At 27.6% G+C, this 12,973-nt stretch carries 15 protein-coding genes; 1 reads left to right on the forward strand and 14 read right to left on the reverse strand.

Translation table 11 applies throughout. The features are described from left to right. Nucleotides 1–55: 55 nt before the first annotated feature. Nucleotides 56–1,243, reverse strand: coding sequence for a tetrahydrodipicolinate N-succinyltransferase N-terminal domain-containing protein (locus tag ACERKK_RS02455; protein ID WP_373771488.1), 1,188 nt, complete (start codon nucleotides 1,241–1,243; stop codon nucleotides 56–58). A gap of 123 nt (nucleotides 1,244–1,366) precedes the next feature. Here ACERKK_RS02455 and ACERKK_RS02460 point away from each other — a divergent pair, with 123 nt between their 5' ends. Beyond that, complete coding sequence (locus ACERKK_RS02460; RefSeq protein ID WP_373771489.1) at nucleotides 1,367–2,485, forward strand: pyridoxal phosphate-dependent aminotransferase; 1,119 nt, start codon at nucleotides 1,367–1,369, stop codon at nucleotides 2,483–2,485. Nucleotides 2,486–2,503: 18 nt separating this feature from the next. On the opposite strand, the gene ACERKK_RS02465 is transcribed toward ACERKK_RS02460, so the two are convergent. The 13 genes from ACERKK_RS02465 to ACERKK_RS02525 form a co-directional block, all read right to left on the reverse strand. Then, nucleotides 2,504–3,247 carry a slipin family protein gene (locus ACERKK_RS02465; RefSeq protein WP_373771490.1) on the reverse strand — a complete coding sequence of 248 codons (744 nt, stop codon included), beginning with the start codon at nucleotides 3,245–3,247 and terminating at the stop codon, nucleotides 2,504–2,506. Next, nucleotides 3,244–4,563, reverse strand: a complete 1,320-nt coding sequence (locus ACERKK_RS02470) for a nodulation protein NfeD (RefSeq protein WP_373771491.1) — start codon at nucleotides 4,561–4,563, stop codon at nucleotides 3,244–3,246. Before ACERKK_RS02470 ends, ACERKK_RS02465 begins: the two co-directional genes overlap by 4 nt. A 90-nt stretch (nucleotides 4,564–4,653) precedes the next feature. Next, the gene (locus ACERKK_RS02475; protein WP_373771492.1) at nucleotides 4,654–6,501 is read right to left on the reverse strand and encodes a primosomal protein N'; all 1,848 of its coding nucleotides are present in this window, start codon (nucleotides 6,499–6,501) and stop codon (nucleotides 4,654–4,656) included. Next, nucleotides 6,501–6,938, reverse strand: a complete 438-nt coding sequence (locus ACERKK_RS02480; protein WP_373771493.1) for a prepilin-type N-terminal cleavage/methylation domain-containing protein — start codon at nucleotides 6,936–6,938, stop codon at nucleotides 6,501–6,503. The genes ACERKK_RS02475 and ACERKK_RS02480 overlap by 1 nt, the downstream gene beginning before the upstream one ends. Then, nucleotides 6,935–7,144 carry a hypothetical protein gene (locus ACERKK_RS02485; protein WP_373771494.1) on the reverse strand — a complete coding sequence of 70 codons (210 nt, stop codon included), beginning with the start codon at nucleotides 7,142–7,144 and terminating at the stop codon, nucleotides 6,935–6,937. Before ACERKK_RS02485 ends, ACERKK_RS02480 begins: the two co-directional genes overlap by 4 nt. Continuing rightward, nucleotides 7,137–7,337, reverse strand: coding sequence for a hypothetical protein (locus ACERKK_RS02490; RefSeq protein WP_373771495.1), 201 nt, complete (start codon nucleotides 7,335–7,337; stop codon nucleotides 7,137–7,139). Before ACERKK_RS02490 ends, ACERKK_RS02485 begins: the two co-directional genes overlap by 8 nt. A gap of 41 nt (nucleotides 7,338–7,378) precedes the next feature. Next, nucleotides 7,379–7,801 carry a TerB family tellurite resistance protein gene (locus ACERKK_RS02495; protein ID WP_373771496.1) on the reverse strand — a complete coding sequence of 141 codons (423 nt, stop codon included), beginning with the start codon at nucleotides 7,799–7,801 and terminating at the stop codon, nucleotides 7,379–7,381. A 78-nt stretch (nucleotides 7,802–7,879) separates the two neighbouring features. Then, nucleotides 7,880–8,518 (reverse strand): MarC family protein, encoded by a 639-nt coding sequence (locus tag ACERKK_RS02500; RefSeq protein WP_373771497.1) that lies wholly within the window; start codon nucleotides 8,516–8,518, stop codon nucleotides 7,880–7,882. Further along, on the reverse strand, nucleotides 8,519–9,175 hold the full coding sequence (locus ACERKK_RS02505) for a MarC family protein (RefSeq protein WP_373771498.1): 657 nt from the start codon (nucleotides 9,173–9,175) through the stop codon (nucleotides 8,519–8,521). Between the two features lie 74 nt (nucleotides 9,176–9,249). Beyond that, nucleotides 9,250–10,365 (reverse strand): ABC transporter substrate-binding protein, encoded by a 1,116-nt coding sequence (locus ACERKK_RS02510; protein ID WP_373771499.1) that lies wholly within the window; start codon nucleotides 10,363–10,365, stop codon nucleotides 9,250–9,252. Between the two features lie 146 nt (nucleotides 10,366–10,511). Next, the gene (locus ACERKK_RS02515) at nucleotides 10,512–11,423 is read right to left on the reverse strand and encodes a biotin-dependent carboxyltransferase family protein (protein WP_373771500.1); all 912 of its coding nucleotides are present in this window, start codon (nucleotides 11,421–11,423) and stop codon (nucleotides 10,512–10,514) included. Then, nucleotides 11,420–12,094: a 5-oxoprolinase subunit PxpB gene (pxpB, locus tag ACERKK_RS02520; protein WP_373771501.1), complete on the reverse strand. Its 675-nt coding sequence runs from the start codon at nucleotides 12,092–12,094 to the stop codon at nucleotides 11,420–11,422. Before pxpB ends, ACERKK_RS02515 begins: the two co-directional genes overlap by 4 nt. Then, nucleotides 12,094–12,843, reverse strand: a complete 750-nt coding sequence (locus ACERKK_RS02525) for a 5-oxoprolinase subunit PxpA (RefSeq protein ID WP_373771502.1) — start codon at nucleotides 12,841–12,843, stop codon at nucleotides 12,094–12,096. The genes pxpB and ACERKK_RS02525 overlap by 1 nt, the downstream gene beginning before the upstream one ends. Between the last annotated feature and the right edge of the window lie 130 nt (nucleotides 12,844–12,973).

Genomic DNA, 12,973 nt, shown 5'->3' on the forward strand with positions numbered 1-12,973 from the left:
AGAGAAGAAGTAAAACTTCTTCCCTTTTTAATAAAACTTAGATTATTCGTTTTGATTAATGTAAGTCAGCGTTTAATTTAACTTCTCTAGTTGATCTCATTGCAACAATTTGACCATTTACAGAGTTTTGTCTAAAGTGAACACCATTTACACCTAAGAAGTCCATACCTCTCATAAGAGTTTTAATCTCTTTTTCTGGGTTAATTTCTTTTAATGCCTCAACAGCTTTTTCAGATAATGTAATTTTTGTTCCAGGTAAGATTGTAACACCCGCATCTAAAATACAAGAATCACCAATTGCAGTACCAGTACAAGAGTTAGCACCTAATAATGTGTTTTCACCAATAGAAACAGGAACTCCATCAGTACCAGAAAGAACACCTAAAATAGAAGCTCCACCACCAACATCAGAACCAGCACCAACGATTGCAGAAGATGAAATTCTTCCTTCAACCATAACAGCACCTTCAGTTCCTGCATTAAAGTTAATATAAGCAGCACCAGGCATTACAGTTGTTCCAGCTGCAAGTTGTGCACCCATTCTAACTTTTGAAGTTTCTAAAATTCTTGTATTATCAGCAGGGATAACATGAGATAAGAATCTTGGGAATTTATCTACCATATCAATTGCAGGATATTTTCCAGATAATTTTAATGTAATTTCATTAGCTCTTAACCAGTCTAATTCAATTGGTTGATTCCCAACCCATGCACAATTGTGTAATTGTCCAAAGATACCATTTAAGTTAAGAGATCTAAGAGCTGCTTTTCCAGTTGATAAAGCATATAATTTTAAATATGCAGCTTCAACAGATTGTGCATTTTCATCATCAAAAATAAATACAACTTTGTAATCATCAGCAGTTAAACCTGAATCAATTGGTAATGAAGATAATGCAGAAATAACTTGAACATTTTTATGATCTTCACCCTTTGCTTCTGGGATATATGGTCTAAATGCTTCAACACAATTTGTTAAAAACTCATCACTAATATCACATACTAATTCAGATGCAGTAGTATCAACATTTTGTCCAGCTTTTTTTAATGCGTCTAATAAAATAGCTGCACTTCCAAAGTTTTCATTCCAGTTAATTAAAGGATATGTTGCTTGTAAGATTTTTGAAGAGTCTAATTGACCTCTATCAACTTTTGCTATACCAAATCCAATTGGATTTCTGTACCAGTCTTGTGCTTGTATATCATTTACTAATGTTTTAAATTCTTCTTTTGTATAAGCCATTATAATTCCTATCATTTTTTTTGCATTATACTGTATGAAAGACTAATATAAGTTTAAAGAATTTAATAATTAAATTTGAATAAGAATATAGTATAATCCTTTTTTTTATTATGAGGAAAATATATGAGATATAAAAACATGAGTTCTTTTATCGTTATGGATATTGTAAGAGACTCTTTAAAATATGAAGATACTATACATTTTGAGATTGGGCAACCTGATTTAAACCCATCACCAAAAGTTAAAAAGTCTTTACAAAAAGCACTTGATGAAGATAAGTTTTCATATACTGAAAGTTTAGGATTATTAGAATTAAGAGAAAAAATAGCCAAACATTATAAACGTACTTATAATGTAGATATTGACCCAAAACAGGTACTTTTAACACCGGGAACTTCAGGTGCTTTTTTAGTTGCTTATACTTTGACATTAAAACATAAAGAGAAATTAGGTCTTTCAGACCCATCATATCCATGTTATAAAAACTTTGCTCATATGTTAGATATAGACCCAGTTTTTATGCAAATTGATAAAAATTGTGAATATCAACTTAAACCTGAACATTTAGAAAACAAAGATATAAATGCAGTACAAATATCATCGCCTTCTAATCCAACTGGTAATATTTATAGTGAAAAAAACTTAAAAAACTTAGTTGAGTATTGTGATAAAAATGATATTGCTTTTATTTCAGATGAGTTATATCATGGTTTAGTTTATGAAAAAGAAGCAGCTAGTGCTTTACAATTTAGTGATAATGTATTTGTTATAAATGGTTTTTCAAAATATTATTGTATGCCAGGACTTAGACTTGGATGGATTATTGTTCCAAAAGAATTAAGCCGTCAAGCTGAGATTATTGCACAAAATCTTTTTATTTCAGCACCAACTTTATCACAATATGCTGCACTTGAGGCTTTTGATTATGAGTACTTAGATGGTATAAAAGAGAAATTTAAACAAAGACGTGATTATTTATATAAAGAATTAAGTGAAATATTTGAAATAGATGCCAAACCTGATGGTGCATTTTATATCTGGGCAAATATATCAAAATATTCAAATGATAGTTTTGCTTTTGCTAAAGAGTTATTAGAAAATATTCATATTGCTACGACACCGGGAATTGACTTTGGGAAAAACAAAGGAAAAGAGTATTTACGTTTTGCATATACAAGAGATATTAAACATATGAAAGAAGGAATTAAAAGATTAAAAGATTACCTAAAAATGAAAAAATGAAGAGTCTAAGCTCTTCACTTATTTTGTTTTAAATAAATCACTTAACTCTGTTGGAAATGGAAAAACTATTGTATTTGTTTTATCATTTGAAACATCACTTAATGTTTGTAAATATCTAAGCTGAATAGCTTGTGGATTTTGGCTAATTACTTCAGCTGCTGCTAGGATATTTTTACTAGCTTCTAACTCACCTTTTGCATTAATTACTTTTGCTCTTCTTTCTCTTTCAGCTTCTGCTTGTTTTGCAATTGCTCTAATCATACTTTCATCTAAATCAATATGTTTAATTTCTACATTTGAGATTTTTATTCCCCAAATATCAGTCTGTTTATCTAAGATATCTTGAATGTCACTATTTAGTCTTTCTCTTTCACTTAGCATTTCATCTAGTTCATGACCACCTAAAACAGACCGTAAAGTAGTTTGAGCTAATTGGCTTGTAGCCATATGAAAATCTTCTACTTGGATTACAGCTTTTTGAGGGTCTATTACTCTAAAATATACAACAGCATTAACATGCACAGAAACATTATCATGTGAAATAACATCTTGAGTAGGAACATCTAAAACAACTGTTCTTAAATCCATTCTTACTGTTTGTTGTATAAATGGAATAACAACAATCAATCCCGGACCCTTAACACCCGTAAAACGACCTAAAGTAAAAACTACTGCTCTTTCATACTCTCTTAGAATACGAATAGATGCACCTAGTAAAACAATTATAAACACTACTATATACATTAAAGTAAACGAAATCATTTTAAACTCCTTATATTTGCTGTTAAACCTTTTATACTTTGTATTTCAACCTCTTGATCTAAAGTTAGTATGTCATCACTTTTTGCATTCCATAACTCTGCATCAACCATGATTTTATAAGAATTCTCTTTTACTTGTACAACTATTGCTTTTTTGCCAATCATTGTATCAATACCTGATACTAATTTATCTTTTCTTGATTTTATTAAAAAGGTCAAAATATAAATAAACAAAGATAAACTACTCAATCCCAAAGCAAAAACTAAAGGCAAAGAAACACCCTGCCCTAAAGTTTTTTCATCAAATAATAAAATTGAACCAAAAACAAAAGAGAATACACCTGCTATTCCTAAAATTCCAAATCCTGCAACAAATATTTCTAAAACTATAAATATTATTCCTAAAAATATCAATAATAATCCAACATAATTAAAAGGTAAAATATTTAAAGCATAAAGAGCTATAACAGCTGATGTAACACCCATAACCCCTGGGAAAATTGAACCAGGATTCATCATTTCAAATAAAATTCCATACATAGCTACAATTAAAAAAACATAAGCAATATTAGGATTTGAAATAAACATTAAAATACGTGTTTTCCATGATGCTTCAAAAAATAAAAGATTTGCATCTTTTGTATCTATAATTACTTCTTTTTTATCTATTAAAACTTTTTTACCATGGATTTTTTGAAGTAAATCTTGTATATCATTTGCTATAAAATCTATTACTTTAATCTCTAAAGCCTCTTTTGCTGATATACTTTTGCCCTCTTTTACAGCATCCATTGCCCAAGTAATATTTCTATTTCTTAGTTCTGCTATGCTTTTTATATATGCTAAAGAGTCATTTAAAACTTTTTTTTCAAGTGCTGATTTATTATCAGGCTTTGATACTACTTCATTTTCAGGCTTTGTAGGGTTTGTGTTTTTTGGAGTTTGAAATAAATTTACAGGTGTAGCAGCACCTATATTTGTTCCTTCTGACATAACTGCAATATGTGAAGCATACATCAAAAACGTACCAGCACTTGCAGCTCTAGCACCTTTTGGAGATACAAACATAACTACAGGAATTTTACTGTTTAAAATATCTTGTATCATATCTCTCATCGAACTAGCCAATCCTCCTGGGGTATCAAGTTCTATTAATATTAAAGAGGAGTTATTATTTTTACTATGTTTAAAAGCATCTTTTAAATATGTTGAAGTTGCAGGAGAGATAATATTGGCAATTTTTATATGCGTTATTGTATTAGCATTTAAAGTTAATGAAAAGAGAAAGAAAAAGAGTAAAGAAAAAATAAATCTCATAATGAATCCTTTAAAAAAGGTTTTACATCTATGAGTTTATCTTACTCCTTTTTTTAGGATATAGCAAATATTTACTTTAAAGTACAATACCTAATAAATCGTATCCATATCAATAATTGCTAAGGGTGAGTTTATTGTATGAAGTGCTGTTAAAAGTGCTTTTACATTTGATGAACGTAGTATTATTTCATATCTGTATTTATTTGCCATTTTAAAAATTGGTGATTGTCCAAAACCTACAACTTCTATATCTTTATTGGCTTTTAAAATAGCTATATATTTATCAAGTTCATCTTTTACTTTCAAGCCATTTGTATGAGCAAATATTACTTTTGCCATTTTTACATAAGGAGGATATAACTCTTCTCTAAATTCAAGTTCTGATTCTAAAAACTCTTGATAGTTTGACTCATTTAAATAATAATCAAAGAAGTCTTCATTTTTTGTTTGAATAACTACTTCACCCTCTCCTTTTCTTCCACTTCGTCCTGATATTTGAATAAGTAAAGATAAGGCTCTCTCACGTGCTTTATATGAGTTCATATTAAGAAGTGAATCAATTCCTAAAACAACTGCAAGTTTTACATTATGATAATCATGCCCTTTTGAAAGCATTTGAGTTCCAACTAAAATATCTATTTTACCTTTGTTAAAATCATTTAAAATAGCTTTTAATTGTGTATTTGTTTTAACCTTATCTCTATCAAATCTTTTAATTACTTTATCTGTAAAAATCTCATTTAACTCTTCTTCTATTTGAGCAGTTCCTACTCTTAGATTATGAATAATTCCATTATTACAAGATGGACAAGTTTCAGGGATTTTTTGTGCATAACCACAATAGTGGCATTTTAGGGCTAAATCATTTTTATGTAAACTCATTGAAACAGAACAAAATGGACACTCAACTGATTTTCCACAAGTAGTACAAATTTGATATTTAAAGTTTGCTCTTGTTGGTAAAAATACAATTACCTGATTTCCAGATTCTACTGTTTGTGAAATTTTATTTATAATCAAAGGAGATAAATTTGCATCACTTTCATCAAATACATAATGTTTATTTGTATTATGGTAAGTTTTATCAAGTCTTATAAATGGAATTTTATGAAATGAGCTTGTAGAAACCGTTGCACTTCCTAAAACTAATTGCATATCAAATTTTTTAGCGATATAAATTGCTAAATCTTTTGTATGAAATCTTGGTTTTGAGTCACTTTTATAAGACTCATCATGCTCTTCATCAACTACGATAACACCTAAGTTTGCATAAGGCAAAAATAAAGCAGAACGAGCTCCAGCTACAAGTTTTATACTTCCATCTTGCAAACCTGTTAAAATCTCTTCTTTTTTCTTTTTTGTAACTTTTGAATGCCAAATAGCAATAGAGTCTCCAAATACTTTTTCTAATCTTTTTTGCATTTGTGGAGTTAGAGAAATTTCAGGCATTAATAAAATTGCTTGTTTATTCTCTTTTATATGATTTTCAATAATTTTAATATAAATTTCTGTTTTACCAGAACCAGTATTTGCAAATAGAAGTGCTTGTTTTTTTTCATTTAAAAATGAATATGCTTTATTTTGTTCAGGTGATAACTCTATTTTTGAATCAAATTCATAACTTTGTTTTAAATCTTTAATATCACTATTAAAAGGAATATAAACACTTAAAGCCTCACCTAATGAACATACATAATATTGTGATACAAAATGTGCTGTTTGAAGCATTTGAGAATTATAATATTCTTTTGTAAGTTCTTCTATACTTACACATTTAAAACTTGGTTTTTCTACTTCTTTTATAACAACAGCATCATTTAAAACTTTTCTTCTTTGAAGTTTTACCTTTACTTTAGAACCTATTTGTATTTTTTCTTCACTTTGGTACGTTAGGTTATTAAGTGGTGATTTTAGTAAGGCTAATTCATAATAATGCATTATTCTATCTCTTTACAAATCTCTATATTACTTTTACAAATAAAAATATTATTTTCAATTTCAAATAAAACTCTTTGATTTGAAGCTAAAAAATATTCATAAGATAAAGTAGAAGTTTTTATCCATTTACCTAACTCTTTTGTTTCATTATCAGTAGAAAATATATCAAAATCAATAACTTTAGTAAAAAGTTTTTCATCTTTTATATTAACTCTTGCATCATCTAATTTATCAATCTTAAAATCACTTAATAATAAAATTTCTTTACTTTTTAATTTACTTATATTATTTTGGATAATTGCAACATTTGATTTTAGTTGTGTTAAATGAGTTTTTAGAAAAACATCTTGAAGTTTTGGAACTAAAAAATAAGAAATTATAGCTATTATTAAAATAACTATAATTAATTCCAATAAGGAAAAAGCTTTTGCTATCAAATTTGTGTTAATTTATCTGAGATTTCCTCAATATCTCTTTTAAATATTGAATACTCTTGAGATATTTGGATATATGCAGCTAATAAATCTCTAGTATCATTTCCTTTTTTAGGATCAAAATACTTTGTAATTTCTTTTTCTAATGATTCATTAACATTAATTGTATATGCCATATTATTTATATGAAACGTTAACTCTTTATTCACTTGTTTTTGCCTTTGCTGCTGTAAGCGTTGTATCTATTCTTAAGAACATATCTTCATTGTTCCTTGTTAATTCATCGTTGTGATTTTTGATATTAAGAAGTTCTTTATTTAAAGATTGGTTCTCAAATTCCAACTTCTTATATTCTTTTAATAATTTATTTATTCTATTATTTAACGTTTCTATTATTTCCATGTTGGAATTCTATCAAAATTTACCTACTAAGAAAATTTAAATTATTCAACTTTTTCTAAATTTTCTTCATTTATCATCATTTTAGCTACTTGATACAACATTGCAACCGATTTTCCCCATTGAGAACAATCTTTTACATCATCTAAAGTAAAACCAAATTTACCAGTAATTTTTTGAATTAGCTCTTGTTCATTTAAATGGAAATTATTATCAATATGTATTAAAATCATTAACTCTAAAAGTACAATTTTTTGACTTTTTTTAGATTTAAAATCATTTAATATTTCTTCTAAACAAAATTCATCTTTATCAAAAGCATTTATATTTTCTATTCCCATTTCTGAACAATATTCAAGGATAATTTCTTCTTCTTTTTCTCCATAGTGATTATCTATTCTAGCTAGATAATGTGCTAATTGTAAAAAAGAGAATTTTTCATTAGCTTTTAATTTCATTAATAACATTTTATTTCCTATATTTATTTAAATATTTCTTGTTTATTATATATAATTAAAGTTAATCAATAATAAACCCAATTAGCTCTACGATGCCCATCCTGGGAATAATACGATTAAACCACTTGACATAAATTCAATTGCAATTGATGCAAGAATTAATCCCATAATTCTTGAAATAACATTTATTCCAATAAGTCCAAGTTTTTCTGATAAATATGCTGCTGCTCTTAAAAATATATAAATATTTAAAATAAGAACAGAAACTATTAAACTCATCATTAATAAATGTCCAAAACCTTGTGAATTATTTGAAAATACAATTACAGTAGAAATCGCACCAGGTCCCATAATAAGAGGGATTGCTAAAGGAATAATTGCTAAATCTCTATTTGATACTTTTGCTTCAGCAAGCTCTTCAGGAGTTTGTTTTGCTCCTGGAATTTTTGCATTTATCATATTTATTGCTAATGTTAAAAGAAGTATTCCTCCTGCAACTCTAAAAGCAGGTATTCCAATATTAAAAAAACCTAAAAGATGAGAACCTAACCAAACAGAACATAAAGCAACCATAAGCCCTGCTATTGAAGCATTTTTAGCTAATTCATTTTTTTCTATTTTTGATTTTCCAGCTGTTAGGTTTACAAAAATAGGCATTGCTGAAAATGGTCCCATAATTGCAAATACACCAAAAAATATTTTTACATAATCTTCTAATGGCAACATTTAAAAACCTTTAATACTTAAAACAGGGAATACTGCTAATAATCCAGAGATAATAAATTCAACAGAAATAGATGCAAGAATTAAACCCATAACTCTTGAAATAATATTTATTCCAGTAACTCCTAGTTTATTTGATATAAGATTAGACATTCTTAGTGCTAAATAAATATATAAACTAATAGCAATAACAATTACACTCATCATTGCAAAGTGCATTATAGAGTTTGATTGTTGAGAAAATATTATTATAGTAGATAAAGAACCAGGCCCTGCAATTAAAGGAATTGCTAAAGGAACAACTGCGATTTCACTAATATTATCACTTTTTTCTTGTGCTTCTTCTAACTCTTCTTTTGTATTTTTTGCATTTGGTGTTTTTGCATTTAACATATTTATAGACATAAGTAAAAGTAAAATTCCACCAGCTATTTTAAAAGCAGATATAGAAATACCAAAAAACAATAATACATATTGACCTATCCAAACAGCAACTAATGCTGCTATACATGCTGCAAATGCAGCTGTTTTTGCAGTTTCGTTTCTTTGAATAGCAGTTGTATTTGATGTTAATGATACAAAAATTGGAATAGCGGCAAAGGGAGAGAATATCGTCATAATTCCAATAACAATTTGAAGATAATCACCTAATGGTAACATAGCAAAACCTTAATATAATTTTTAAGTATTATATCGAAAAAATTTCATTTAGTTACTTATTAATTACTAAAAAATTATGGATTTACTGTGGCTTTAAATAATGCAACACCATTTTTAATCTCTTTTATTACAGCAGACCTACTTGCATTGCCTTGATTATCAATAGAAATCATTCCAGACACTCCATCAAAGTTTTTAGTTTTTTTAATTTCTTCATTAATACATACAGAATTTGTAGGGTCTTCACATCTATTCATCGCATCAATTAAAACATTATAAGTATCAGCACCTAAAGCAGTATATGAAGTAACTTTATCTTGTCCTGTCTCTTTTTTATGATAAGCAATAAACTCAGCAGAAGTTTTAGAAGGTGGATTTAAAGAATCAAAAAAATCTGTATACATATATCCTTCAATAGCATTAGCACCTAAAGCAATAAAAGTTTCATTAGCAACACCATCACCGCTAAACATAGGTTTTTTTAAGCCCATATGCTTAGCTGCTCTTGCAATCATTGCAGCTTCAGGATGGTATAAAGGAAGGAAAATAAATTCAGGATTAACTTTTTTAATTTCAGATACTACTTTTTTAAAATCTTTATCACCTGAAGAGATTTTTATCTTTTGTACAATTTCTCCACCTGCATTTAAAAATGCCGTTTGAAATGCTTTTGATAAACTAAAAGAGTATGCTTGTTCTTGATCGATTATAATTGTAGCTGTTTTATACCCTTGTGATATAGCATAGTTTGAAACAATCTCACCTTGAAATGAATTTGTAAAACAAACTCTATTTGCAAATGTTTTATTAACAGTTAATTTATCATTTGTAGCAGATGAAGCAATAACAGGGATTTGATTTTTTTGAGCAATTGAAATAACTTGTTCTGTATTTGATGATGTAAGAGCACCTAAAATAGCAACAACTTTATCAGATGAAATAAGCATTTGTGTAGCAACAGCTGACTCTTTTTTATCACCTTTATTATCTAATAAAACAAGTTTAATTGTATCACCATTTTTTAATCTAGGTTGCAATTTATGTGCTAGTTCTACACCTAAATTTGCTTTTTGACCATAAGCAGCAATAGTTCCTGTCATTGGCATAACAGCGCCGATTTTAATCTCTTTTGCTAGTGAAACAACACTTGTAAGGCTAGTTATTACAATTAAACTTAATATTTTTTTCATCATTTCCCTTCTAGAACAAATTACAATATTGTAATAGTATGTAAAAGTTCTGTAACAAATACAATTTTAGGCTTAATAAATCTACTAAATTATTAATTTGTTTCTAACTCATACTAAAATTAGACAAAGTAAAATAAATGATTATTTTATGAAAGGTCAGAATAAAAATCTTTTACTTCATCTTGTGCTTGATTTATTGAAATAGGAATAAAATTGATTTTAGTATTTGGTTTTGCTTGTGAAAGTTTAAAACAATCAATACTTAAAACAGAACCAATCTTTGGATAACCACCAATTGTTTGTCTATCTTTTAATAAAATTATTGGTTGTCCATCTTTTGGAATTTGAATTGCTCCAAAAGATATTCCTTCTGAAATAATTCCATCAATATCACAAGAAATTGCAACTCCATTAAGTTTGCAACCCATTCTATTAAATTCATTTGTAATTGTATATTTATTTGAAAAAAACTTTTCTATTTCTTCTTTTTTAAAGAATTCATCTTGATAAGATAATACTACTCGTAAATTCAATTCATCATCATAAGAAGGAAGATACTTATCTTTTAACCTAATATTGTATGTTTTAGTAGTTTCTTTATACTCCAAAATATCACCTTTTTTTATTTTATCGCCATTGATTCCACCAAGGTTTTCTTTGATTGTTGTTGAATTACTTCCAAACTCTTTTTTAATCAAAAAACCACCTTTTACGCATAAATAAACTTTTGCGCCATTTGTGATTTTTCCGATTTTTAAAATATCCCCTACTTTGATATTATGAGTTTGCCATATTTTTGCAGGTTTATCATTTATAAAAAACTCACAATAAGCACCTGTTATTGCAATTTGTGTATTTTTATGGGCTTTAAATATATTATTTGAAAATGATATTTCTAAGATATTTGTATCTTTTGGATTTTCTAACATTTTATTTGCAAATAAATAGGCAAATTCGTCCATTACTCCTGAGTTTGTTACACCAATTGAAGTAAATGAAAAACGCCCTTTATCTTGTAATAATGTAAGAATTGGAGAGTTTATAATTTCTAAACTCATAAAACTCCTCCTTGCTTTAAAAATTCTTCTTTTGAAATTGGATTAAATTTAACTTTATTACCAACACTTAAAGGAGATAATGAATCTAGTTTTTTATCAAATAACTCCATAGTAGTTCGTCCTATAATATTCCAACCACCAGGAGAGTTTTGTGGATAAACAGCTGTTTGAGTATCAGCAATTGCAACTGAACCTTTTGGAATTACTTTTCTTGGACTTGACAATCTTGGCATTGCAATTTTTTTATCAACACTTGCAAGATATGCAAAACCTGGCAAAAATCCAATAGCATATACATCATAAAGTTTATTTGAGTGAATTTCTATAATCTCTTCTATACTTAAAGATGTTTTTTCAGCCATAAATTCTAAATCAAGTGCAACTTCTGTTCCATAATAAACATCAATTTGTACAATTTTTTCATCTTCTTTATCTGTTTTTGTTAAATCAATTGAATCTTGAAGTTTTTGTTTAATCTCTTCATAATCATATTTAAAAATATCATAAGTAATAAAAATAGAGTTATATGAAGGAATAATTTCAATTAATCCTTCAATATTTAAACTCTTTAAACATAAATATGCATTTTTAACTTTTGATGAAATATCTTGGCTTATTTCATCTCCAAAATAAATGATTAGTGAGTCAACTGAAGCAATTTTAAAGTTCATTAAGATAAAGCTTTTTTAAGTAGTTTTATAAAGTCCAAGGCTTTTTCATTATCTCCATGTACACAAATTGTATCTGCTTTTATAAATAGTTTTTTATTATTTATACTCTCTATATAACCTCTATCTTTTAAAAGAGAAATTCTTTGTGCAACTTTTAATTCATCATCAATAACTGCATTTTCATGTGTTCTTGCAACTAAAGTTCCATTATCATTGTAGTTTCTATCTGCAAATACTTCATATATTAGATTAATTCCATAAGTCATAGCTGTATGAGCAAAGGCTTCATAATTTGGAGTTGATAAGATCATTAATTTTATATTTTTATCAAATGATGAAATTGCACTTAAAACTGCTTTAAATATATTTTCATCTCTCATCATATCATTGTATAAAGCACCATGAGGTTTTACATAAGAAATTGCTATAGCTTGAGCTTTACAAAAAGCGTTTAAAGCACCTAATTGATATAAAACAATCGCTTTTATTTCTTCTAATGAACAAAGAACTGTTCTTCTTCCAAAACCAAGTAAATCTTGATATGCAGGATGCGCACCGATTGTAACATTATGTGTTTTTGCTAATGAAACTGATTTACTCATAGTTACAGCATCACTTGCATGAAAACCACAAGCAAGATTTGCCATATCAATATAAGGCATAATCTGTTCATCAAATCCCATTTTCCAAATACCAAAGCTTTCGCCCATATCGCAGTTTAATCTAATATTCAAATTCTCACCTTGCATTAAAATCCTTTATTTTATCATATATCTTTAAATCTCGTCTTTTATACCTGATTTATTGACTCTTACAATTGCTAATAAAGAAACCATCCCTAATACAAATAAAAAATTTACATCACTTAAATATGCAATA

This window comes from Poseidonibacter sp. (assembly GCF_041821165.1).
Taxonomy (GTDB): Bacteria; Campylobacterota; Campylobacteria; order Campylobacterales; family Arcobacteraceae; genus Poseidonibacter.

Coding starts and splice junctions, on each gene's coding strand:
- ACERKK_RS02455 (WP_373771488.1), bottom strand. CDS start 1,243: ATGGCTTATACAAAAGAAGAATTTAAAACATTAGTAAATGATATACAA.
- ACERKK_RS02460 (WP_373771489.1), top strand. CDS start 1,367: ATGAGATATAAAAACATGAGTTCTTTTATCGTTATGGATATTGTAAGA.
- ACERKK_RS02465 (WP_373771490.1), bottom strand. CDS start 3,247: ATGATTTCGTTTACTTTAATGTATATAGTAGTGTTTATAATTGTTTTA.
- ACERKK_RS02470 (WP_373771491.1), bottom strand. CDS start 4,563: ATGAGATTTATTTTTTCTTTACTCTTTTTCTTTCTCTTTTCATTAACT.
- ACERKK_RS02475 (WP_373771492.1), bottom strand. CDS start 6,501: ATGCATTATTATGAATTAGCCTTACTAAAATCACCACTTAATAACCTA.
- ACERKK_RS02490 (WP_373771495.1), bottom strand. CDS start 7,337: ATGGAAATAATAGAAACGTTAAATAATAGAATAAATAAATTATTAAAA.
- ACERKK_RS02495 (WP_373771496.1), bottom strand. CDS start 7,801: ATGTTATTAATGAAATTAAAAGCTAATGAAAAATTCTCTTTTTTACAA.
- ACERKK_RS02500 (WP_373771497.1), bottom strand. CDS start 8,518: ATGTTGCCATTAGAAGATTATGTAAAAATATTTTTTGGTGTATTTGCA.
- ACERKK_RS02505 (WP_373771498.1), bottom strand. CDS start 9,175: ATGTTACCATTAGGTGATTATCTTCAAATTGTTATTGGAATTATGACG.
- ACERKK_RS02510 (WP_373771499.1), bottom strand. CDS start 10,365: ATGAAAAAAATATTAAGTTTAATTGTAATAACTAGCCTTACAAGTGTT.
- ACERKK_RS02515 (WP_373771500.1), bottom strand. CDS start 11,423: ATGAGTTTAGAAATTATAAACTCTCCAATTCTTACATTATTACAAGAT.
- pxpB (WP_373771501.1), bottom strand. CDS start 12,094: ATGAACTTTAAAATTGCTTCAGTTGACTCACTAATCATTTATTTTGGA.
- ACERKK_RS02525 (WP_373771502.1), bottom strand. CDS start 12,843: ATGCAAGGTGAGAATTTGAATATTAGATTAAACTGCGATATGGGCGAA.